We start from the raw sequence: 21003 nt of genomic DNA, 5'->3' as shown, positions 1-21003 counted from the left end.
CCCGCTAGCCGCCGGCGACGGTATGCGATCGGTCGCCGCCGGCGACGGCTGGCAGGATGGTCACGGTCGCTCCGTCCGCGACGACCGTCGCCAGCCCACCGGAAAAGCGGATGTCTTCATCCACCCCGTCCTGGCTGACGTAGACGTTGACGAACCGCAAGAGTTTGCCGTCTTGGACCAACCGGTCTTTCAACCCCGCGTAGTTGGCGTCCAGATCGTCGATCACCTCGGCGACGGTCGATCCGGTGGCCTGCACGCGTTTCGCACCGCCGGTGTGCGGCCGCAGCACGGTGGGAACGGACACGGTCACGGACATCGTTACTCCTTCGGTATGTGCGATAGCCGAGTTCGGTACGCACTGACGCTGTTCGGTACGCACCGACACTGTTCAATACGCACCGACGATCTGGACGTCCTCCTCGGTTACCACACCGTCGACGATGCGGTAACTGCGCAGCTCATGCCGGTCCGGATCCCGGGTCGACACCACGACGTAGTGCGCGTCCGGCTCGGCTGCGTAGGAGATATCGGTGCGGCTCGGGTACGCGGCGGTGGCGGTGTGCGAGTGGTACAGCACCACCGGCACCTCGTCGGCGGCATCCATCTCCCGCCACAACCGCAGCTGCTCGCCGGAGTCGAACCGGTAGAACGTGGGCGAGCGCTCCGCATTGGTCATCGCGACGAATCGCTCGGGCCGGTCACTGCCGGCGGGTCCGGCGATGAGCCCGCACGCCTCGTCCGGATGGTCGGCGCGCGCGTGCTTCACCATCGCGGCCACCAGATCCGACCTGATCACCAACCCCACCGAACCGTGACCTCCTCCGTCGACCGGTACTCGGCCTGTGTTCGTCCGACAACAGCTCGCCACCCCAGGCTATTCCGGATCGGCCGGCGCGCCGCTCGGGAAAGCACTCGGCAGGACGTCCCGATATGCCGGCACCCCGGACAACCCGGTGGCCGCGACGACCGCGTCCACGACCGCCCGCTCGACGACGTCGGCGACCACTGCGCACAACTGCGTCAACATCGGCAACTCGACCGGGAACGCCGGCGGAACCGGCAGCCCGGGCGTCGGCACCGGACGTCGGCCGGTCGCAACGGCGAACATCGTGTCGCCATCCAGCGGCGAATGCGCCGGCCGGATCGCCCGGGCCAAACCATCGTGCGATACCACTGCCAGTCGCCGACAACCGGCGGCGGAGAGTGGCGCGTCGGTGGCGACCACCCCGATCGTCGTGTTCAGCACCGTCCCTTTGACCGGGAGATCGTTCGCGGCGGCGAGCTCGGTCGGATCGGGCGCGCGCAGCCCGACCTGCGCCGCGCCGGACCACGGCAGACCGGTGGTCGGGTCGAATACGGCACCGACCGGGTTCGCGACCACCAGCGCCGCAACCGTCATCCCGGCGGCCGTCCCGCCGGTCAGCCGGATGCTGGCCATCCCGACCCCACCCTTCAACACCCCGGCCCGGGCGCCGACGCCGGCGCCGACAGTGCCCCGCGCCGGGTGGGGTCCGGCCGCCGCGGCGGCCCGGTAACCGGCCTCGGCATCCGGTCGGACCGACCAATCTCCCACCGGCAGATCGAAGATCACCGCGGCCGGCACGATCGGCACCACTCGGCCCGGCTCCCCCATCGGTATTCCGGCGCCCTCTTCCTCCAGCCGACGCATCACTCCGTCGGCGGCGGCCAGACCGTACGCACTACCTCCGGTGAGCAGGATCGCATCGACCTGCTGCACGGTGTTCGCCGGTTCCAGCAGGTCGGTCTCCCGGGTGCCCGGACCGCCGCCGCGCACGTCCACCGACGCCGTCGCACCGCCGGGCAGCCGCACGACGGTGCAGCCGGTCGCCGCACCCGATCCCAGCGTCGCGGCCGGATCGAGGCGGTGGTCGTGGCCGACCAGGACGCCGCCGACATCGGTGAGGCTGCCCGGTCGGCTCGTCGTCACGGTGCGACGGCTTGCAACAGCGAGTCCTGCATCCAGGTCAGCCAGTGATACACCTCGAGATGCGTCGACCGCGGATCGTCGGATGGCAACTGTTCGGGTGTGTCGGCGTCGATACCCAGGGTGGTGCCCAACGCCAGCCGGACGTCGTTGAGCCCGGTGAGCCACGCGTCCGCCTCGGTCAAGGTCAGCACGACCCGCCCACCCCGTTCCGGCACGGTGTTCAGGATCACCGTGCCCGACGCGCGCTTCTCGTCGAGGATGTCCGGCTCGTGCAGGCTGCGCAACGCGCCGTTGAGGTCGGCCCGGCCGGCCGCCGGTTCGTCCGGATCGGGCCGGTGGAATTCGGGCAGCAGCCTGGCCAGCACCGCGTCGTCGGGCGGGTTGCTGGCACCGGTACGCATGCCGGTGAGCTCGGCAAGCGCGTCCTGCGGCGCCTCCGCGGCCCGCGCGTCGAGCATGCCGATCACCGAACCGACCAGCGAGCGCAGCACGGACGCCTCACGCGCGTCCAGCTCGGACCGCACTTTCACCCCGCCCAGCGAGTTTTTCCTGGTCCACGTCCGCACGTCCGTCTCGATCCTTCTGGCAGGGTGTCCTGCAGGTCGGTGGCCGCAGCGGCTAATGCACAGCAACCATTTCAGGTGTCGCGTTGCATCGTCGCCCACAGGCCCGCGGCATGCAGCCTACGGACATCATGTTCCATCTTGTCCCGGGATCCCGAGGTGACGACGGCCTTGCCCTCTTGGTGCACCTGCATCATCAACTCGGTGGCTTTTGCCTTGCTGTAACCGAACAGCTTCTGGAAGATGAACGTCACGTAATGCATCAAGTTCACCGGGTCGTCCCATACCACGGTGACCCACGGCTTGTCCTCGAATTCTCGAACGTTCTCGATCATTCTGGTGTCGGGAGTGGCCTGCGGAGCCGCTGCGCGCACGGACGACCGAGGAACGGTCTGCGTCGTTCGGTCCGCCGCCAGTGTGATGGTACCCACGGCCATGTGACCAGGGTACGACCTCGGGTTCGATCCACAACACCGGATCGACGGGTCCTTACGCACGGAGAGCCGACGCTACAACCGTACCGAGAAAGCCCGGCTGCCAGACGCCGGAAACGGAAGCAGCCGCCACACCGGCCGGACTCAGCGCCGACGCCGCCGCGCTGCGGGTCGCACCGTCGCTACACCCGAGTGTCACGGTCGCACCCGACGTCGGCTCGCCGGGCGACGGATCGACGGTCCGACAACTGATCCCCGCGGCGGTGACAAGAGATACGACGACGCCGTCGGCCGGTCCGGTGAACACGGTTGCCGGCGAGTTCGGCGGCGGCGCGGCAACCGGCTCCGCCGTCGCAACCGGCTCCGCCGTGGTTGCTGCGACCGCCGCAGTACTCGTCGGTGCTGCCGTGCTCGTCGCCACTGCCGTGCTCGTCGGTGCCGACGAGGTGATCACGACCGTGGACGCCCCGGCGCTCGTCGTCGGCACAGCGCTCGTTGTCGGCACAGCGCTCGTCGTCGGCACAGCGCTCGTCGTCGGCACAGCGCTCGTGGTCGGCACAGCCGTGGACACCGGCACGGTGGTGGTTGCTGCCGGGGCCACCTGAGCGGCTGCCTGGCGGAGCAGTTCACCGCTCGACGCCGAGGTGGCGGCGAAACCTGCGGTGCCGGAGTTGGTCACTGTGGTCGGAGCAACACACGTGGCGAAGAGCAACGACCGATTGATCTTCAGCACCAACGGCGCCTGGCCCGAGACGACCCCGCCATTACTCGATCGAAGCTCGACCGTGTAGGTACCGCTCGAGGTGAGTCCCAGGTTGTTCAGCACGATGGAGTAGCTGATCGTCGAGCCGGCACTGCCGACGCCGGTCACCACGACCGGACTGCCGACCTGGATGCCGGCGCTGTTCTTGAAGATCAGCTGATAGTTGTAGCCGGCGGCAACATGCGGCCAGCTGAGCGTCAGAGACAGGCCGAGCACGCTCGAGCAACTGAAGCTCGCCGGATTCGGAATCGGAATCGGAAACGCACCCGTGCCGAAGCCGGCCTGCGCCGCGGCCGAGTCGGTGAATGCCGCCTCGGTCGGCACGAGCCGGTTGCCACCGACGGCCACCACTGCAGCCACGGCCAGCACCACCGGCGCCGCACCGAGCAACGGCCCGCGCCGCGCCGCCGATCCCGGCCGTGGTCGAATTACCACCGACAGCGCAGCAGCAGCGACGATCGCACCCACCAGCAGCGCGCTCGGCGTGGACAGCCAGAAGGCGACGTAGCCGGCCCCCGGAACCACCGCGGTCACCCGATCCGCACCGGCGATAACATACGGATCCGGATCGACGGTCGGGTTCGCATCGCCACGCAGCGCCACGGTGACGGTGTCCCCCGCGCCCGGCTCGATCGAATCGATTCGATGGGTCACCCGAGCGCCGTCGGCCCGTTCTACGCTGATCACATCACCCACCGCGAGGTCGGCGGCCGATACCTGGCGAGCGAGCGCCAGCGCCCCCGGTTCGATCGCCGGCGCCATCGAACCGGTCCGCACGATCAGCGGCGTCATCCCGAAAAATACCGCCGACAAGGCAAATCCGATACAGATCAGACCGGCGACGGCGCCGACGCTCAGCGCGACCTCACGGGTCAACCGGATCACCAGCGGGCGGAAAGTCGAATCGCGCATCAATCAGCTCGCCGTCGCGGCGAACGTGAATGTGGCTGTAGCACTCTGATTCTGCGCCGAGGCCGGAGCCGCGGCCGAGAGCGTCACCAGAAAGCACAGCGTCTCGTTGCCACCTGTGGCCGCCAGCGGACCTCGGGTCGGCACAACCGTCGTGGTTGCGCCCAGCACGGTGCTGCCCAATTGACCGCCGGAGCACGAACCGGTGGTTGCGGTGTTGCTGGCAGCACCGGTGAACACGGCGACAGTCAGGTACTGCGCCACCGTACCGGCGCCGGCCGCGGTCATCGTGTACTGCAACGGTAACGAGCCGACGTTCTGCACCGGCAGCGTCGCGGCCACGCTGTGACCCGGGAGCATCCCGGTCTTGCTCAGGCCGACGAACGCATACGGTGCCGGATTTCCCTGATTCCCGGCGAGCGCGAGATCGACCGTGCCGGTGGACAGGATCCCCGAGGTAGCGGTGGCGGTGTCGCTCCATGCGGCCAAGGTCGCGACCGCGCCCAGGCCGAACACCGTGCCCAGGGTGAGCAGGGCCCGCGTTCGCGGACCGACCACCGCACGAATCAGGCGCCGAGCAGTGCTCACCGTGGTGCCTCCGGATCCTCGTGATGGGCGAAGCGATACTCCGGCCAGTACTCGGTTTCGCAGTCGTAGCGCCGCCCGACTCCCGCGCGGGCGGGCGGCCGGCGCAGCTGCGGCCGGACCGGAACGACCTCGACGGGTGCTGTCTCGGCACGTTCGGTACCGGCACGTTCGATCCCGGCCACGGCTCGCCGCGAGCGTGACGAACCGACGAACATGTACAGCGCGTAGACGAACAACGCTCCGGCAAGGAGGTAGATCGCGATCGATCGCCGCGACCCGGTAGTCCAATTGTTCAGATAACCGAGGTACGGCACGCTGTACCACACGGCGCCGCGCACCTGAACCGACCGAACCGGCTCCTTGTCGGGGGCATTGTTGTTGTCCCCCTGGGTGATGAACCGACGCTCGCCGCGTCCGTCGTCGCGGATCGCAATGATCCGATGGGTGACGACACCGGGCTTTCCGGATTCGATCTGGTAGGTGATCGCCGTGCCGACCGCCAGCTTCCTCGGATCGACCGAGCGCACCACGATCAACGTTCCCGGTGGATATGTCGGCCGCATCGACGAGGTCAGCACGGTATAAGGCGTCGCTCCCGATACCCATGGAATCAACACGGCGACAACGAGTAACAAGAGAACCAGCATCAGCGCAGACCAGGAAAGGATCTGTCGCAACCACCACCATGCGGTGGTCGGCTCGGCTTCGACGTGTTCGATTGGTGCGGTTATCATCACGACTCCGCGGTGAATCCGAAGGTGAGCGTGGACGATGCAGACGACACCGCGGTCGGTGCGACGGTTGCCCGCATGCACCACACCTCGGATCCGCCAGGCACGAGCGAACGGAGCGCCGGCGCGGCCGGCGCCTGGGCGCCGACGACCGGGCCGTCGTAGAACGTGGTCGCGCCGACCGGACTACCCGTGGTCGGGCAGTTCGCCTCGGCGGCCACCCCGCTGACCGTGAGGTTCAGCGCGAGCGTCGAGCTCGGCTGAGCTACCGACTGCAGCCGGTAGCTCAGCCGGATGTTGCCGGAGTTGCGCAACACCAGGGGCGCCTGCGCGTAGTCGCCGGGTTTCATGTTCGTCCGGGACAACGCGTCGAACGCATAATCCTGGTGCTGCGTGCCCGCCGTACCCACAGTGAGATCTAATGTGCCAGAACGGATTTGCGATCCATCCAGGGTATCGGCGCTGCTCCACAGCGCACCCGTCCGGTGCGCGGAGGAAAAGACGACGAGCAGGACACAGGCCCCGACCGCAGTCTTGCCGACCGACACCCTCATGGCACCGACATCCGTCGCCTGCCGACGTCCGCCACCGCTACGGACGAACCTGCTGCAGCGCCAGATTGAAGTCGGCCAGGTTGATCGCCTCGTTCTGCGCGACCTGGTCAGGAGTGTCCCTGTCGAAGGTCAACGTCACCACGACGTCGATCGCGCTACCGGCATCGGCGTCGGTGACGGTGTAGACCCCGGCGGAGCCACCGTCGGCCAGGCCGGTTACGGCCAGCTCGGAGCTGACGTGCGCCAACAGCGCCGGATCACCGGTGATCCCGGCCTGATCGGCAGTCAAGGTGGCCTTGAGATTGTCGCCGCTCGCGGCGATCATGTAGCTCGCGTGGTACTCGAGCACATCGCCCGGCACGATCAGAAAGTTGCTGATATCGGCGATCGGACCCGGCGTGATATCGGAGACATCTTCCCAGGTAGGTGTCCCGACCGGATCGATCGACAGCTCGCCGGAGGAGATCGGGCCACCCCCGATATTCTCCGAATCTTCCCAGAGCGCATACGATCCCAACCCGCCCAGGAGCAGGATCCCGCCGGCAGCCGCGGCCATCGCCCCCTTGACTTTCTGATTCATCTCGGCCTCTCTCGATGTGTTCGATATGGCCGGGTCGACTGGAACGACCCGTAACTGGAGACGCACCGCGCCTCCGACGACGTCGTGCATTGAGCTGGATCGTGCACTGAGCTGGGTCGTGCATCGGACCGGGTCCGTGGAATCTCGGGGACTCGCATCGATCCCCGCCCGGAAAGATGGTTGCATAGCCCGAAGCCGCCGCCGTACGTGTTGCGGTACCGCATCTTCGCCCCCTCCGCCGAGCAGAGCGGCGAACCGGAACTTTTCGTCGGTGACCGACCCGGCGCAATGCCGGGAGAGCAGACCGCGTGTCCGCGAACAATCCCGAAAGCTCTCGGATCGATCCGGCGACAGCGCCGATCGACCGGATCAGCGGACGGGAGTCGCTCCGCCGATGTCCGGGTAATCCGGCGAACCGGACAGAAATAACAATTAGATAATTGCGCAGAAATGGACCGGCGGTGCGCATCCGGCGCGGCGTGTCGCGCTGTTTCCGATTTGTGTCGGCTGTCCGGCATGACCATGCAGCAGCGCAGTAGCGTGGCCGGAATGACCGACCTGCCGGACGTCCCGACCCTGCTCGCGGCCGCCGTCACGGCACTCGGCGGAACTCCGCGCACCGGGCAGCTCGCGATGGCGAACGCCGTGACCCACGCCATCGACATCGGCGAACACCTGGCAGTACAAGCCGGGACCGGAACCGGCAAGTCCTTGGCTTACCTGGTACCCGCGTTGCGGCACGCGACGGGAACCGGCAGCACTGTCGTGGTCTCCACCGCCACGATCGCGCTGCAACGCCAGCTGATCGATCGAGACCTGCCCCGACTGGCCGCGACGCTCGCCGAGCCGCTGGGCCGGCGCACGGAGTTCGCGATTTTGAAAGGCCGGAGCAACTACCTGTGCCTGAACAAGGTGCACAGCGCCGCACCCGAGGAGCCGGACGACGAGCAGCTGTTCGACGCGTTCACGGTCTCGCGGCTCGGGCGGGAGGTGAAGCGGCTCAGCACGTGGGCCACCGAGACCGAGACCGGCGATCGGGACGACCTGACCCCCGGTGTCTCCGACCGCGGATGGCGGCAGGTCAGCGTCAGCGCACGGGAGTGTCTGGGCAAGTCACGCTGCCCGTTCGGCGAGGACTGCTTCGCCGAACGCGCCCGGGCGCAGGCCGGCCTGGCCGATGTGGTGGTGACCAACCATGCCCTGCTCGCGATCGACGCGGTGAGCGGCATCTCGGTATTGCCCGAGCACGACGTGGTGATCGTCGACGAGGCGCACGAACTGGTCGACCGGGTGACCAGCGTGGCCACTGCCGAGCTGGCCCCGGCCGGTATCGCCGCCGCGGTGCGGCGCTGCGGTCGGCTCGTCGAGGAGTCGGACCTGGACCGCCTGGCCGCGGCCGGCGAAGCTTGGGCGGACCTGCTGGCCGAGCTGTCACCCGGGCGTTGGGATCGGCTGCCGACGGGCGCCGACGCCGTCCTCGCGCTGGTCCGCGACGCCGCCTGGCAGGTGCGGACGGCCGCCGCGCCCAGCCGGGCCGCCGGGGCCGCCGATCCGGAGTCGGCCGCCGCCCGGACCGCGGCGCTCGCGGCACTCGACGAGGTGCACGACGCTGCGGTTCGCGCGCTCACCGCGTTCGACGAACCGGACCCGGCACGGCGTCGTGATGTGGTCTGGTTTGCCGTCGACGAGCTGCGCGGCACCACCCGACCGGTGTTGCGGATCGCCCCGCTGTCGGTGGGTGGCCTGCTGCGCAGCACACTGTTCGAAGCCGTCACGGTGATTCTGACTTCCGCGACGCTGCAGATCGGCGGCTCGTTCAACGCGCTTGCGGTGAATTGGGGGCTTCCGGCCCAGCCGGCCCCGACCCGCAGCGAAACGGCTATGGCCAACGGCGCCGAACCGCCGAAGGACGCGGGCGGGGTCCGTTGGTCGGCGCTCGACGTCGGCTCGCCGTTCGACCACACCAGGGCCGGGATCCTCTACATCGCGCGGCATCTGGCACCGCCGGGCCGAGATGGGTTGGCCCCGGCCCATCTCGACGAGATCGCCGAACTCGTCACCGCGGCGGGCGGGCGCACACTCGGACTGTTCTCCTCGATGCGGGCCGCCAAGGCCGCGGCGGAAGCCATGCGGGAGCGGCTCGACCTACCGGTGCTGTGCCAGGGCGAGGACGCGACCGGCGCCCTGGTCCGGCAGTTCGCCGCGGACGAGCCGACGTCACTGTTCGGCACGTTGTCGCTGTGGCAGGGGGTGGACGTACCCGGGCCGTCGCTGAGCCTGGTGATCCTCGACCGGATTCCGTTCCCTCGTCCCGACGACCCGCTGTTGGTGGCTCGGCAGCGGGCTGTCGAATCACGCGGTGGCAACGGCTTTCTCGCTGTCGCGGCGAACCACGCTGCGCTGCTGCTCGCGCAAGGTACCGGCCGGCTGCTGCGCTCGGTGCAGGACAGAGGAGTGATCGCCGTCCTCGATTCGCGTCTGGCTACCGCCCGGTACGGCGGGTATCTGCGCGCGTCACTACCGCCGTATTGGGAGACTGCCGATCCCGAGCTGGTCCGCAAGGCACTGCGGCGGTTGGTATCCGAGTAAACGCCGACCGCCGCCGAGACATGGTCCCGGCGGCGGTCGAGCAGATTGAGCGGTGGGACAGCTTCAGCGGTCGGAGTTTTCGGCCAGTGCCCAGATGACGAACACATCCAGCGCGATGATCAGAATCGCCCAGATCGGGTAGTAGGGCAGCCACAGGAAGTTGGCCACCACCGACAGCGCGGCGAGCAGTATCCCGACCATGCGAGCCCACGCCTGTCCGGAGAAGATCGCGGCGCCGACGGCTACCAGGGCCACGCCGAACAGCAGGTGCAGCCAGCCCCAGGTGGTGGTGTCCAACTGGAAGGCATAGCCGTCCGCCACCACGAACATCTTGTCGTCGATGATTGCCGAGAGGCCTTCCAAGGCCTGCACGGTGCCGGTGACGATGATCAGTACTGCCGCAAGCATGCTCACGTCGCGTGCAACGCGTCGCTGATTCGGGGTGGTGGTCATGGCGAGCAGCTCCTCCGGGCGAAGATGTAGTACGTCGAGATGTAGTACCTCGGCAATGTCGTGCGCAGCGATTTTTACATGGACTTACCCGGATCAGGGTAAGGCTTGCCGAACCGCCGGCCTAGCCGTGTGGCGTGGTGATCAAACCGAGTTCGGCGTCCGAAATCAGCAGATCGTTGTGCGGTAGCACCCGCACGGTGTAGCCGACCGCGCCGGACAACGGAACCGGCGTCTGCACGACGTACACCTGGCCGCCGGCGTCACCCCCGGACCAGGTCATCGGCACGATCGTGGTCTCGGTCAGCTCGTCGTCCGGCGACACTCGTCCCAGCACTGCCTGCACGACAACGTCGTCCGGACTCAGATCGCCCAGCCGCACCGTTGCCCGCAACTCCAGCCGGTTGCCGATCTCGGGGGTGTCCGGCAGCCCGGAACTGTCCACCTGCACGATGGCCACGCCGGCCCAAGCCGTCTCGACCCGCCGACGGTACTCGGCAACCGCCTTGGCTCCAGCGCGATCGTCGGCAAAGATACGCCGGGCGGTCGCGGCCGCCGGCGCGTAGAACCCGACGGTGTAGTCGCGAACCATCCGGGACGCCAGCACCTTCGGTCCCAGGCTCTGCAAGGTGTGGCGCACCATCTCGACCCAGCGGACGGGCAGGCCGGTCGCATCGCGATCGTAGAATTTGGGTAGTACCGAACGTTCCAACAGCTCGTAGAGCGCCGCCGCCTCCAGGTCGTCGCGGCGGGCCTCGTCGACGACGCCGTCGGCGGTGGGAATCGCCCAACCGTTCTCCCCGTCGAACATCTCATCCCACCAACCGTCCAGAATGGACAGGTTCAGACCACCGTTCAATGCTGCTTTCATCCCCGACGTGCCGCACGCTTCCAACGGCCGGATCGGGTTGTTCAACCAGACATCGCAACCCCAGTAGAGATACCGGGCCATCGACATGTCGTAGTCCGGCAGGAAGGCGATCCGGCACCGCACATCGGGTCGGTCGGCGAACCGGACGACCTGTTGGATCAACGACTTTCCACCGTCGTCGGCCGGATGACTCTTACCGGCGACAACCAGTTGCACGGGTCGATCGGCATCCAGCAGCAACTGCTGGAGCCGCTCCGGACGGCGCAACATCAAGGTCAGCCGTTTGTAGGTCGGGACCCGCCGGGCAAACCCGATGGTGAGCACATCCGGGTCGAAGATGTTCTCGGTCCAGGCGAGTTCGGCATCGGAGGCGCCGCGCTGCAGCCAGGACGCTCGGACCCGGCGCCGTACTTCGACGACCAGTTTGGCCCGCAACATATTTCGAGTTTCCCAGAGTCGTCTCGGGTCCACCTCCTGCAACCGTTCCCAACCGCGCGCCTCCGCCACGAGCTCGGGTCCGATCAACTCGCGGGCCAACTCCAGCCACTCCCGGGCAGCCCAGGTGGGGGCGTGCACCCCGTTGGTGACCGAGCCGATCGGTACCTCGTCGTTGTCGAAGCCGGACCACAACGGGGCGAACATCTCTCGACTGACCCGCCCGTGCAGCCGGGAGACCCCGTTGCTGCGCTGCGCCAGGCGCAGTCCCATGTGCGCCATATTGAACACGTGCGGGTCCGACTCCCGGCCGAGGGCCAACACCCGCTCGGTGCCGACTCCGGTCAACAGCTCGCCGCCCTCGGGCGTACCGCCGAAGTAGCGGCGCACCAGGTCGGCCGGAAATCGATCGATTCCGGCCGGCACCGGGGTATGCGTGGTGAAAATCGTGCTGGCGCGGACGGCGGCAAGTGCGGCATCGTAGTCGAGGCCACCGGCCGGATCGGTGATCAACTCCCGAATTCGTTCGACACCGAGAAACCCCGCGTGCCCCTCGTTCATGTGGAATACCTCGGGCTCGGCGATCCCGTGCGCGGCGGTAAATGCGCGCACCGCCCGGACGCCGCCGACACCGGCCAGGATCTCCTGCTTGATCCGGTGGTCCTGATCACCGCCGTACAGGCGGTCGGTCACACCCCGCAACTCCGGATCGTTCTCCGCGATGTCGGAGTCCAGCAACAGCAGCGGTACGCGACCTACCTGCGCGATCCACACCCGCGCGCGCAGCACCCGCCGGTCGGGCATCGCGACATGCACCAGAACCGGAGCCGCACCCCCCTGATCGGTGAACAACCGAAGCGGCAGGCCCTGCGGATCGAGCGCCGGGTACTGCTCCGCTTGCCAGCCGTCGGCGGTGAGCGACTGGCGGAAGTAGCCGGACCGGTAGAGCAGTCCCACCCCGATCAGCGGCAGCCCCAGGTCGGAGGCTGCTTTGAGATGATCGCCGGCGAGGATACCCAAGCCGCCCGAGTAGTTCGGCAATACCTCGGTGACCCCGAACTCCATGGAGAAGTACGCGATGCCGGCCACCCGGAGCGTTCCCGCAGCGACCTGGCCCTGAAACCACCGCGGCCGAGTCAGATAGTCGGCGAGGTCGGCGGCCACGGCGTCCAGCCGGGCGAGGAACTCGGAATCGCCGGCCAACTCGTCGAGCCGAGCGGGCGGCACCTCGCCGAGCATCCGCACCGGATCGTGGCTCACCTCCCGCCACCGGACGGCGTCGATCGCGGCGAACAGGTCCTGAGTCGGCCCGTCCCAGGACCATCGCAGGTTTACCGATAGTTCGCCGAGCGCCGACAGGCGCTGCGGCAGATGGGCCCGGACGGTGAACCGACGCATCGCCTTCACGCCCGGTGACCTTACCCGTGGGCGGCCGATCCGCCCGGCCGGACCGCGATCACCACTCCGCTCAGGATCGTCATCTCCTGGTCCGCACGGTCGAAGGGCGCGACCAGTCCGCGCAGCGAGGGCTCGACCAGCGACTCGGCGATACCGACATCGGTCTGCACGGCCACGTCGGTCCAACCGTTGGCCTCGAAGGCCCGTCGGTAGTCCACCGGGCGCTTGCGGTTCGGCTGTCCAGGAAAGGCGAGCAGCCTGTGATAGAGCCAGCGCGGATACCGGTAGATGTTGTTCGGATCGCGGTCCCGAATCCACGAGCTGTGGGTCTGGAAATCGACGATGTGCAGGTTGACGCAGCCGGGCCGGGCGACCGCGGTGATGCCGGCAATCGTCGCATCGATGTCGTCGAAGTGCTCGAAGGCAGCGCAGCTGATGACCAGGTCGAACCGCCGGTCACCCAGCATACGAGCGAGATCGAAATCGGAATCGACCTCGTAGCCGAAACTCTCGGCGGCGTCGCCGGTAACCGCCTTGGCCCGCACGATATCGGTTGGCGCCAAATCGTCGGAACACTCGTCGATCAGACCGGCAAAGTCGTCCGCCGACTCGGTACCGGCGAGCCGGAACGCGTCGGCCGCCACATACGAGCGCGCACCTCGGGCGAGTAACAATGCGCCGGTCCCCAGCGAAGATCCCGGGCCCAGCTCGAGGACATCGCGATCGCGGAACTCGACGCCGTCCGGCAGATATCGAGCCCAGTCACCGACCACCCCGCGCACGTAGGCGCGCCCCGCGGCCTTGTCGCCTTCTTCCACCTTGTTCGGCTTGCGATAGCCGCGCAGCCGATGCTTGGCGCTGACCAGCACCAGGATCGATAAACCTGCTACACGCATGAAAATCAGTCGTAAAAACGACCGTATCACAGTCCCCTCCGCCTTGTACGATGCGAACATCTTTATTTTATGGCAGTGGGGTGATTTCAGCCACGTTTTCTGTCGGTTCCCAGTCCCGGCCACGACCGCGCACCCGACCCCGACCTCTACTACGGTTGTTCCACCACCGCATCAGGCGTAGCGCCGCGGTTCCATCGCACAAGAGCATCGAACGGGAGCACGCTCGTGACTGGCCGGATCGCGATCGACGACACCGCACCCGACATCCCGGGTGGTTTCCCCGCGAAAGCTGTTTTGGGTGAGGTCTTTCCGATCCGATCGGTGGTCTGGCGGGAAGGGCACGACGCGGTCGGCGCCACGCTGGCGGTGCGCGCCCCCGGCGCGTCCTCGACGACCCGGATCCCGATGTTCCCGGCCGCCGAACCGGATGTGTTCAATGCCGTTTTCACACCGACCGAGCTCGGACTCTGGACGTTCCGCGTCGAAGGATGGAGCGATCCGATCGGCACCTGGCGGCACGCGGTCGAAGCGAAGCTCGCCGTCGGGCAGAGCGCCGCCGAGCTGGCGAACGATCTGTCGGTCGGCGCACAGCTATTCGAACGGGCGGCCGCGACCGCTCCGCCGGAGGGGAATCGCCGGCTGCGCGCGGCGGCAGCCGCGCTGCGCGGTAACGCAGACCTGAGCGCACGGACCGCCTTGGCGTTCTCCGCCGAGGTCACCGACACGCTGGGCGAAAATCCGCTGCGCGACCTGCTCACCCGCGGCCGGCCGCACACCGTTCTGGTCGAGCGGCGGCGCGCACTGTACGGCGCCTGGTACGAGTTCTTTCCGCGCTCGACCGGCGGCCGGTCCGGCGACGGAACGCCACGGCACGGCACCTTCGCGACCGCCGCAACAGATCTGCCGCGGATCGCCGCAATGGGCTTCGACGTGGTCTATCTGCCGCCGATTCATCCGATCGGCGAGGTGAACCGCAAAGGCCCGAACAACACCTTGGCCGCAACGCCGGATGACGTCGGGTCCCCGTGGGCGATCGGCTCGATCGCCGGCGGGCACGACGCCGTGCACCCGCAGCTGGGCAGCGAGGCCGACTTCACTGCGTTCGTCGCTCGAGCTGCCGAGTTGAATCTGGAGGTCGCCCTCGACCTGGCATTGCAGTGCGCGCCGGACCACCCCTGGGCCCGGGACCACCCGGAGTGGTTCACCGTCCTGCCGGACGGCACCATCGCCTACGCGGAAAATCCGCCGAAAAAGTACCAGGACATCTACCCGATCGACTTCGACCACGACCCGGACGGCATCTACACCGAGGTGTTACGGGTGGTACGCAAATGGATCGCATCGGGCGTGCGGATCTTCCGCGTGGACAACCCGCATACCAAGCCGCCGGACTTCTGGCACTGGCTGATCACCCAGGTTCGCTGCACCGAACCGGAGGTGGTGTTTCTCGCCGAAGCGTTCACCCGACCGGCCCGGCTGTACGGACTGGGTCGACGCGGCTTCAGCCAGTCCTACACCTACTTCACCTGGCGGATCGGCAAAGCGGAGCTCATCCGGTTCGGCGAAGAACTCGCCGCGAAGGCGGACGAGGCCCGACCGAACCTGTTCGTGAACACGCCGGACATCCTGCATGCGAGTTTGCAACACGGCGGGCCCGGCATGTTCGCGTTGCGGGCGACGCTGGCCGCTACGTTGGCGCCGTCCTGGGGGATGTACTCCGGTTACGAACTCTACGAACACCGGGCGCTGCGCGAGGGCAGCGAGGAGTATCTGGACTCGGAGAAGTACCAGCTGCGGCCCCGCGACTTCGCCGGCGCCCGCGCCCGCGGCGAATCGTTGGAACCGTGGATCACCCGGCTCAACGAGATCCGGCGAGCCCACCCGGCGCTGCAGCAACTGCGCTGCATTCACTTCCATGCCTGCGACAACGAGTCGATCATCGCGTACTCGAAGCTCGATCCGGCCTCCGGCGATGCAGTGTTGGTCGTGGTCAACCTGAATCCGTTCGGCGCCGAACAAGGCAACCTGTGGCTGGACCTGCCGGCGATCGGCCGAGAATGGCAGGACCGGATGTCGGTGCTCGACGAAGTCAGCGGTGACCGCTACGAATGGGGGCAGTCGAACTTCGTCCGCTTGGAGCCCTGGCGCGCGGTGGCCCACATCGTGGTGCTCCCGCGCGTACCGTATCCCGCGCGCATCGAGCGCGCGTTCCGCTGACCGCCCGCACCGACTGCCGCGACGAAGGAACTGGGTTGACGAAGAAGCGCTCGCCGAAGAAGGCCCGGACCCCTGCCGCGCCGGCCGCGGACGACCTGGCTCGACTCGCCGCCGGTCGGCACGACAACCCGCACTCCATCCTGGGCGCCCATCCGACGTCGGTCGGCACGGTGATCCGGGCCCTGAAACCCTGGGCCGAATCGGTCGCGGCGCGGATCGGCGGCGTCGATCACCCGCTGTCCCATGTCGGTGGCGGGGTGTTCAGCGCCGAGGTACCGATCTCCGACCTGATCGACTACCGGCTGGTCGTCACCTACCCGGACGCGGTTACCGTGATCGTCGCGGACGGTTACCGCTTTCTGCCCACCCTCGGCGAACTGGATCTGCATCTGTTCAACGAGGGCCGACACGAACGGCTCTGGGAGATTCTCGGTGCGCTTCCGCGCAGTTACACCACCCCGGACGGTGCAGTAACCGGCACATCGTTCGCGGTATGGGCGCCCGGCGCTCGCGGCGTGACGGTGCTCGGCGACTTCGACGGGTGGGCCGGCAACGCGGCACCGATGCGCTTACTTGCCGCTTCCGGTGTCTGGGAGGTATTCCTACCCGGGGTCGGACCGGGGACGATCTACAAGTACCGGGTACACGGCCGTGACGGCAGCGTCCGCGACCACGCCGATCCGATGGCGCAGCAGACCGAACAGCCGCCGGCAACCGGTTCGGTGGTCGGCGCCAGCGAATACCGCTGGCGCGATGCCGCCTGGCTCGCCCAGCGCGCGACCGGACGACCGACGGCCGAACCGATGTCGGTCTACGAAGTGCATCTGGGTTCCTGGCGGCGCGGGCTGGGCTACGCCGAACTCGCCGACCAGCTCGCCGACTATGTGGTGGCAAACGGGTTCACCCACATCGAGCTGCTGCCGGTGGCCGAACATCCGTTCGGTGGATCGTGGGGGTATCAGGTGACCTCCTACTACGCGCCCACAGCTCGGTTCGGCGCACCGGACGAGTTCCGCGCGTTGATCGACCGGATGCACACCGCCGGAATCGGGGTGATCGTCGACTGGGTACCCGCGCACTTTCCGAAAGACGAATGGGCGCTTGCCCGATTCGACGGCGGGCCGCTGTACGAGCATCCCGATCCCCGCCGCGGCGAGCAGTTGGACTGGGGGACCTATGTTTTCGACTTCGGCCGGAACGAGGTGCGCAACTTCCTGGTCGCCAACGCGCTGTTCTGGATCGAAGAGTTCCACGTCGACGGGCTTCGCGTGGATGCGGTTGCCTCGATGCTGTACCTCGACTATTCCCGGCCGGCCGGCGGCTGGACACCGAATGTCTACGGCGGCCGGGAGAACCTGGAAGCGGTGACGTTCCTGCAGGAGATGAACGCGACCGTAGGCAAGCTGCATCCCGGGGTGGTGACCGTCGCCGAGGAGTCGACAGCCTGGCCCGGCGTCACCCGACCGACCACCGTGGGTGGACTGGGGTTCACCTTCAAGTGGAACATGGGTTGGATGCACGACACGCTCGGCTATTTCCGGCACGACCCGGTGCACCGGCAGTACCACCACCACGAGATCACGTTCTCGCTGATGTACGCCTGGAGCGAGAACTACCTGCTGCCGATCAGTCACGACGAGGTAGTGCATGGCAAAGGCACGCTCTGGACCCGGTTGCCCGGCGACGACTTCAGCCGTGCTGCGGGAGTGCGCTCCTTGCTGGCCTACATGTGGGCGCATCCGGGCAAACAGCTCCTGTTCATGGGCCAGGAGTTCGGCCAGGTTGCCGAGTGGTCCGAGGAGCGCGGGCTGGACTGGACCGACCTCGACGGACCCCGCGGTCCGTTGCACCGGGGAATCCAGGCACTGACCCGCGATCTGAACCACACCTATCGTGCACAACCGGCGTTGTGGTCGCAGGACACCACCCCCGCGGGCTACTCCTGGATCGACGCGAACGACACCGAGAACAACGTTCTCAGCTTTCTGCGCTTCGGCTCCGACGGTTCGGTCGTCGCCTGCTTGTTCAACTTCGCCGGGATACCGCACGACAATTACCGGGTCGGCCTGCCCACCACGGGACGCTGGCGCGAAATCCTGAACACCGATGCCACCGGCTACCACGGCTCCGGCCGGGGCAATCTGGGCGCGGTGGACGCAACCGAACAGTCGTGGCACGGCTGCGCCGCATCGGCAACGGTGATGCTGCCGCCGAACACCGCGATCTGGCTCGCTCCGGGAGAGCGGTGATGCCCCGCCGGCTGCTCCCGGCGGCGGTCGCCCCGTGGGTCGGCATCGTCGTCATCGGCATCGTGGTCATCGGCACCGTGCTCACCGGGTGTAGTACCGCCATCCAGGGACGCCCGATGTCGATCTACGACGACCCGTTCACGGTGGCCGGGCTACCCGCCACATCCGGGCCGAACGGGCTGCGGCCCGGAGTCAAACCGTCCGACCTTCCGGTGGACAACGGCGACGGCGGCGAGGTGGACCAGCTGGCGGTGGACGCGGTCGACGATATCCAGGCCTACTGGCGCGTCGAGTACCCCGAGAACTTCCGCGGCAACTTCGAACCGGTCGACAAGATCATCTCCTGGGACGCCGACGCCCCCCGGCGCAGCGCGATCGAGTTCTGCGAAGACACGACCGCAGATCTGATCAACGCCGGGTACTGCACCGTCGACAACACGATCGGGTGGGACCGGGCCGTGCTGCTACCGGCCATGATCGATACGTTCGGTCCGATGGCGGTGGTGATGGTCCTGGCACACGAATACGGCCATGCCATCCAGAAGCAGAGCGGGATCGTCGCCGAGGACGAGCCGGGGATCGTGTTCGAGCAACAGGCGGACTGTTTCGCCGGCGCCTTCATGCGTCACGTCGCCGAGGGCAACGCCAACCATTTCACCCTCAACACCTCGGACGGGCTGAACTCGGTGCTGGCTGCGACGGTGTCGATCCGAGACGCCGATCCGAACGACCCGGAGTCCGTCCACGGCTCGGCGTTCGAGCGGGTGACCGCGGTGCAGATCGGATTCACCGACGGCACAGCCGCCTGCGCGAACATCGACGAGAAGGAGATCGAAGCCCGCCGGGCCAACCTGCCACAGCAGTTTTCCGGTCCGGGCGATACCGGTGAGCTACCGGTCACCGAACAGACCCTGGACGAATTCACCAAAGCGCTGAGCTCGGTCTTCAGCTTGCCGCAGGCACCGAAGGTCGACTATGCCGGCGCCGATACCGGTTGCCCGGACGCCAAACCGACCACCCCGGTGTCCTATTGTCCGGCCAGCCGCACCATCGGGGTCGACGTCCCGATGCTCGCCGAGCGGGGCACGCCGGCCAAGGGCTCGGCGATCGGACTCCCGGTCACGGTTACCGGCGATTACAACGCCTACGTCGTCTTCGGCTCGCGCTACACCCTGGCGGTGCAACAGGCCGAGGGCCGATCGCTGACCGAGCCGAAGACTGCGCTCCGCGCCGCCTGCCTGTCCGGTGTGGTCACGGCCGCGCTGGCGAGCGACCGCGGTGCCGCCGGCGGCGACTTCTCGCTCTCCCCCGGCGATCTGGACGAGGCGGTGTCGGGCCTGCTCACCGACGGGCTGGCGGCCAGCGACGTGGACGGGCGCACCGTGCCCAGCGGCTTCTCCCGAATCGATGCGTTCCGCTCCGGGGTGCTCGGCGGCCAGGCCGCGTGTACTTCTCGCTACAACTGACGGCGGCTCGTCTCAGTAGAGTGCGCTGGCCAACTTGCGCCGGGCGGCGACCACGAACGGCTCAGCCGGATCGAACAGCTCGAACAGCTCCAACAACCGGGTCCGCGCGGTGGTCCGTTCGGCCCCGGCGGTTCGGCCGATCAGCCCGATCAACCGGTCGAACGCCGCTGCAGGTTGCTGCTTGAACACCTCCAGGTCCGCGGCCGCGAGCTGCGCATCGAGATTGTCCGGGTCGGCGTCGGCGACGGCCACCGTGTCCGACTCCACCTCGCGAACCCGGGCGAGGAAGCCGACCTGACGTAATGCCGCCTTGGCCTCGGCATTGCCCGGCTCCGTGTCCACGATCTGTTGGTACGCGGCTGCGGCACCGGCGTAATCGCCACGATCGAGCGCTGCTTCGGCGGCGGTGAACCGCGGGTCCTCCGGTTCTTCGGCCGGCTCCGTCTGCGGCGCACCGGCCAGTTTGCCGGCGACAGCACCGACCACCGCGTCCACCCACTGCCGCAGCTGCGCTTCGCTCTGCACTCCCTCGAAATCGGCCAGCGGCTGGCCGGCCGCAACCGCGACCACGGTGGGGATGGCCTGCACGCCGAACGCCTGAGCGATCCGCACATTCTGGTCCACCTCGATCCGGGCCACCACCCAGCTGCCACCGTCGGTGGCGGCGAGTCTGGCCAGCGTGTCCGCCAACTCCAGGCTTGCCGGGCTGCGCGGCGATACCAGGGCCACGACCACCGGCACCTGATTCGAGCGCTGCAGTACCTCGGACTCGAAGTTTTCCTCGGTAACGACGATCGCCGTTCCCGAACCGGCCGATCCCGCCGACCGCCCACCCGCTGCCGCGGCCTCGGCACGTTCCTTGAGCGCGGACAGATCCACCGCGCCGGACATCGCCGCGGCAACAGCTGGGGCAGGGGCAGGTCGGCGGGCGCGAGAACCGGGTCGAGTCACGGCTTCAGTCTGGCACGGCGAACCGGTCAGGATGCGAGCGCCACCGATTCGTCCGCGCTGCTCAGTTCGGCGAGCCGCCCGGTTCGAACCGCCCACTGCTCGAAGATCAGCGTGCCGAACGGCGGGATCGACGCCAACAGCGCAAGCACCGTGGTCCATCTGCCCCACCGCAGTCGGACTGCAGTGCCGATCGCGACCGCGACGAAGAGGACGAACACTGCGCCGTGAATCGGGCCGAAGATCTGGACTCCGACCTCGTTGTGCGGACCCGCATACTTGAAACCCATTCCGACGAGCAGGCCGAGCCAGCTGAGCGCTTCGGCGACGGCGACGAACCGGAAGCGTTTCGCGGTGGTTCTCAAGTCGAAGAAAGTACCCATCCGGTCATTGTGCCGGACGACTACTACAAGC

19 protein-coding genes are annotated in these 21003 nt (G+C 67.8%); 4 read left to right on the top strand and 15 right to left on the bottom strand.

Annotated elements, in window-relative coordinates; genetic code table 11:
- Positions 1-4: 4 nt before the first annotated feature.
- The 10 genes from KV203_RS05205 to KV203_RS05160 form a co-directional block, all read right to left on the bottom strand.
- Positions 5-316: a MoaD/ThiS family protein gene (locus KV203_RS05205; RefSeq protein WP_066474383.1), complete on the bottom strand. Its 312-nt coding sequence runs from the start codon at positions 314-316 to the stop codon at positions 5-7.
- A gap of 72 nt (positions 317-388) precedes the next feature.
- Complete coding sequence (locus KV203_RS05200) at positions 389-769, bottom strand: M67 family metallopeptidase (RefSeq protein WP_066474515.1); 381 nt, start codon at positions 767-769, stop codon at positions 389-391.
- A gap of 105 nt (positions 770-874) precedes the next feature.
- Positions 875-1948, bottom strand: a complete 1074-nt coding sequence (locus tag KV203_RS05195) for a P1 family peptidase (protein WP_066474379.1) — start codon at positions 1946-1948, stop codon at positions 875-877.
- A complete protein-coding gene (gene aosR / locus KV203_RS05190; RefSeq protein WP_066474374.1) occupies positions 1945-2514 on the bottom strand; it encodes an oxidative stress transcriptional regulator AosR in 570 nt (189 codons plus the stop codon). Before aosR ends, KV203_RS05195 begins: the two co-directional genes overlap by 4 nt.
- Before the next feature lie 71 nt (positions 2515-2585).
- Entirely contained in the window at positions 2586-2846 is a 261-nt protein-coding gene (clpS, locus tag KV203_RS05185; protein WP_246600923.1) for an ATP-dependent Clp protease adapter ClpS, read from the bottom strand.
- Between the two features lie 154 nt (positions 2847-3000).
- Positions 3001-4620 carry a S24/S26 family peptidase gene (locus KV203_RS05180; protein WP_157079962.1) on the bottom strand — a complete coding sequence of 540 codons (1620 nt, stop codon included), beginning with the start codon at positions 4618-4620 and terminating at the stop codon, positions 3001-3003.
- Between the two features lie 3 nt (positions 4621-4623).
- Positions 4624-5205: a SipW-dependent-type signal peptide-containing protein gene (locus KV203_RS05175; RefSeq protein ID WP_066474360.1), complete on the bottom strand. Its 582-nt coding sequence runs from the start codon at positions 5203-5205 to the stop codon at positions 4624-4626.
- Positions 5202-5939: a signal peptidase I gene (locus KV203_RS05170; RefSeq protein ID WP_083530316.1), complete on the bottom strand. Its 738-nt coding sequence runs from the start codon at positions 5937-5939 to the stop codon at positions 5202-5204. Before KV203_RS05170 ends, KV203_RS05175 begins: the two co-directional genes overlap by 4 nt.
- The gene (locus KV203_RS05165; RefSeq protein ID WP_157079961.1) at positions 5939-6346 is read right to left on the bottom strand and encodes a hypothetical protein; all 408 of its coding nucleotides are present in this window, start codon (positions 6344-6346) and stop codon (positions 5939-5941) included. The genes KV203_RS05170 and KV203_RS05165 overlap by 1 nt, the downstream gene beginning before the upstream one ends.
- 181 nt (positions 6347-6527) lie before the next feature.
- The gene (locus KV203_RS05160) at positions 6528-7070 is read right to left on the bottom strand and encodes an alternate-type signal peptide domain-containing protein (protein WP_066474353.1); all 543 of its coding nucleotides are present in this window, start codon (positions 7068-7070) and stop codon (positions 6528-6530) included.
- 549 nt (positions 7071-7619) lie between these two features.
- On the opposite strand from KV203_RS05160, the gene KV203_RS05155 reads away from it, so the two are divergent.
- Positions 7620-9659 (top strand): ATP-dependent DNA helicase, encoded by a 2040-nt coding sequence (locus KV203_RS05155; protein ID WP_066474514.1) that lies wholly within the window; start codon positions 7620-7622, stop codon positions 9657-9659.
- Between the two features lie 63 nt (positions 9660-9722).
- Here KV203_RS05155 and KV203_RS05150 read toward each other — a convergent pair whose 3' ends face one another.
- The 3 genes from KV203_RS05150 to KV203_RS05140 all read right to left on the bottom strand — a co-directional run bounded on the left by KV203_RS05150 (position 9723) and on the right by KV203_RS05140 (position 13709).
- Positions 9723-10112, bottom strand: coding sequence for a DUF7144 family membrane protein (locus KV203_RS05150; protein WP_066474350.1), 390 nt, complete (start codon positions 10110-10112; stop codon positions 9723-9725).
- 121 nt (positions 10113-10233) lie between these two features.
- Positions 10234-12822, bottom strand: a complete 2589-nt coding sequence (gene glgP, locus KV203_RS05145; protein ID WP_066474348.1) for an alpha-glucan family phosphorylase — start codon at positions 12820-12822, stop codon at positions 10234-10236.
- A gap of 11 nt (positions 12823-12833) precedes the next feature.
- Entirely contained in the window at positions 12834-13709 is an 876-nt protein-coding gene (locus tag KV203_RS05140) for a class I SAM-dependent methyltransferase (RefSeq protein ID WP_157079960.1), read from the bottom strand.
- Between the two features lie 225 nt (positions 13710-13934).
- Here KV203_RS05140 and KV203_RS05135 point away from each other — a divergent pair, with 225 nt between their 5' ends.
- From KV203_RS05135 to KV203_RS05125, 3 genes are read left to right on the top strand one after another with little or no spacing between them, the layout of a single operon-like run.
- Positions 13935-15926 (top strand): maltotransferase domain-containing protein, encoded by a 1992-nt coding sequence (locus KV203_RS05135; protein ID WP_066474344.1) that lies wholly within the window; start codon positions 13935-13937, stop codon positions 15924-15926.
- A 35-nt stretch (positions 15927-15961) separates the two neighbouring features.
- Complete coding sequence (glgB, locus tag KV203_RS05130; protein WP_066474343.1) at positions 15962-18175, top strand: 1,4-alpha-glucan branching protein GlgB; 2214 nt, start codon at positions 15962-15964, stop codon at positions 18173-18175.
- Entirely contained in the window at positions 18175-19641 is a 1467-nt protein-coding gene (locus tag KV203_RS05125; protein WP_066474512.1) for a neutral zinc metallopeptidase, read from the top strand. The genes glgB and KV203_RS05125 overlap by 1 nt, the downstream gene beginning before the upstream one ends.
- Positions 19642-19653: 12 nt before the next feature.
- Here the strand turns inward: KV203_RS05125 and KV203_RS05120 are convergent, their stop codons facing one another.
- Positions 19654-20532, bottom strand: coding sequence for a tetratricopeptide repeat protein (locus tag KV203_RS05120; protein ID WP_066474340.1), 879 nt, complete (start codon positions 20530-20532; stop codon positions 19654-19656).
- Between the two features lie 86 nt (positions 20533-20618).
- Positions 20619-20972 carry a DUF3817 domain-containing protein gene (locus tag KV203_RS05115; RefSeq protein WP_066474338.1) on the bottom strand — a complete coding sequence of 118 codons (354 nt, stop codon included), beginning with the start codon at positions 20970-20972 and terminating at the stop codon, positions 20619-20621.
- Between the last annotated feature and the right edge of the window lie 31 nt (positions 20973-21003).

This window comes from Skermania piniformis (assembly GCF_019285775.1).
Lineage (GTDB): Bacteria > Actinomycetota > Actinomycetes > Mycobacteriales > Mycobacteriaceae > Skermania > Skermania pinensis.
This window is presented reverse-complemented; position numbering and strand designations above follow the sequence as displayed.

Excerpts from the sequence above, each read along its gene's own strand:
- KV203_RS05180 (WP_157079962.1), bottom strand. The coding sequence starts at position 4,620 with ATGCGCGATTCGACTTTCCGCCCGCTGGTGATCCGGTTGACCCGTGAG.
- KV203_RS05150 (WP_066474350.1), bottom strand. The coding sequence starts at position 10,112 with ATGACCACCACCCCGAATCAGCGACGCGTTGCACGCGACGTGAGCATG.
- KV203_RS05205 (WP_066474383.1), bottom strand. The coding sequence starts at position 316 with ATGTCCGTGACCGTGTCCGTTCCCACCGTGCTGCGGCCGCACACCGGC.
- KV203_RS05140 (WP_157079960.1), bottom strand. The coding sequence starts at position 13,709 with ATGCGTGTAGCAGGTTTATCGATCCTGGTGCTGGTCAGCGCCAAGCAT.
- KV203_RS05120 (WP_066474340.1), bottom strand. The coding sequence starts at position 20,532 with ATGTCCGGCGCGGTGGATCTGTCCGCGCTCAAGGAACGTGCCGAGGCC.
- KV203_RS05200 (WP_066474515.1), bottom strand. The coding sequence starts at position 769 with ATGGTGAAGCACGCGCGCGCCGACCATCCGGACGAGGCGTGCGGGCTC.
- KV203_RS05155 (WP_066474514.1), top strand. The coding sequence starts at position 7,620 with ATGACCGACCTGCCGGACGTCCCGACCCTGCTCGCGGCCGCCGTCACG.
- clpS (WP_246600923.1), bottom strand. The coding sequence starts at position 2,846 with ATGATCGAGAACGTTCGAGAATTCGAGGACAAGCCGTGGGTCACCGTG.
- KV203_RS05125 (WP_066474512.1), top strand. The coding sequence starts at position 18,175 with ATGCCCCGCCGGCTGCTCCCGGCGGCGGTCGCCCCGTGGGTCGGCATC.
- KV203_RS05115 (WP_066474338.1), bottom strand. The coding sequence starts at position 20,972 with ATGGGTACTTTCTTCGACTTGAGAACCACCGCGAAACGCTTCCGGTTC.
- KV203_RS05170 (WP_083530316.1), bottom strand. The coding sequence starts at position 5,939 with ATGATAACCGCACCAATCGAACACGTCGAAGCCGAGCCGACCACCGCA.
- KV203_RS05160 (WP_066474353.1), bottom strand. The coding sequence starts at position 7,070 with ATGAATCAGAAAGTCAAGGGGGCGATGGCCGCGGCTGCCGGCGGGATC.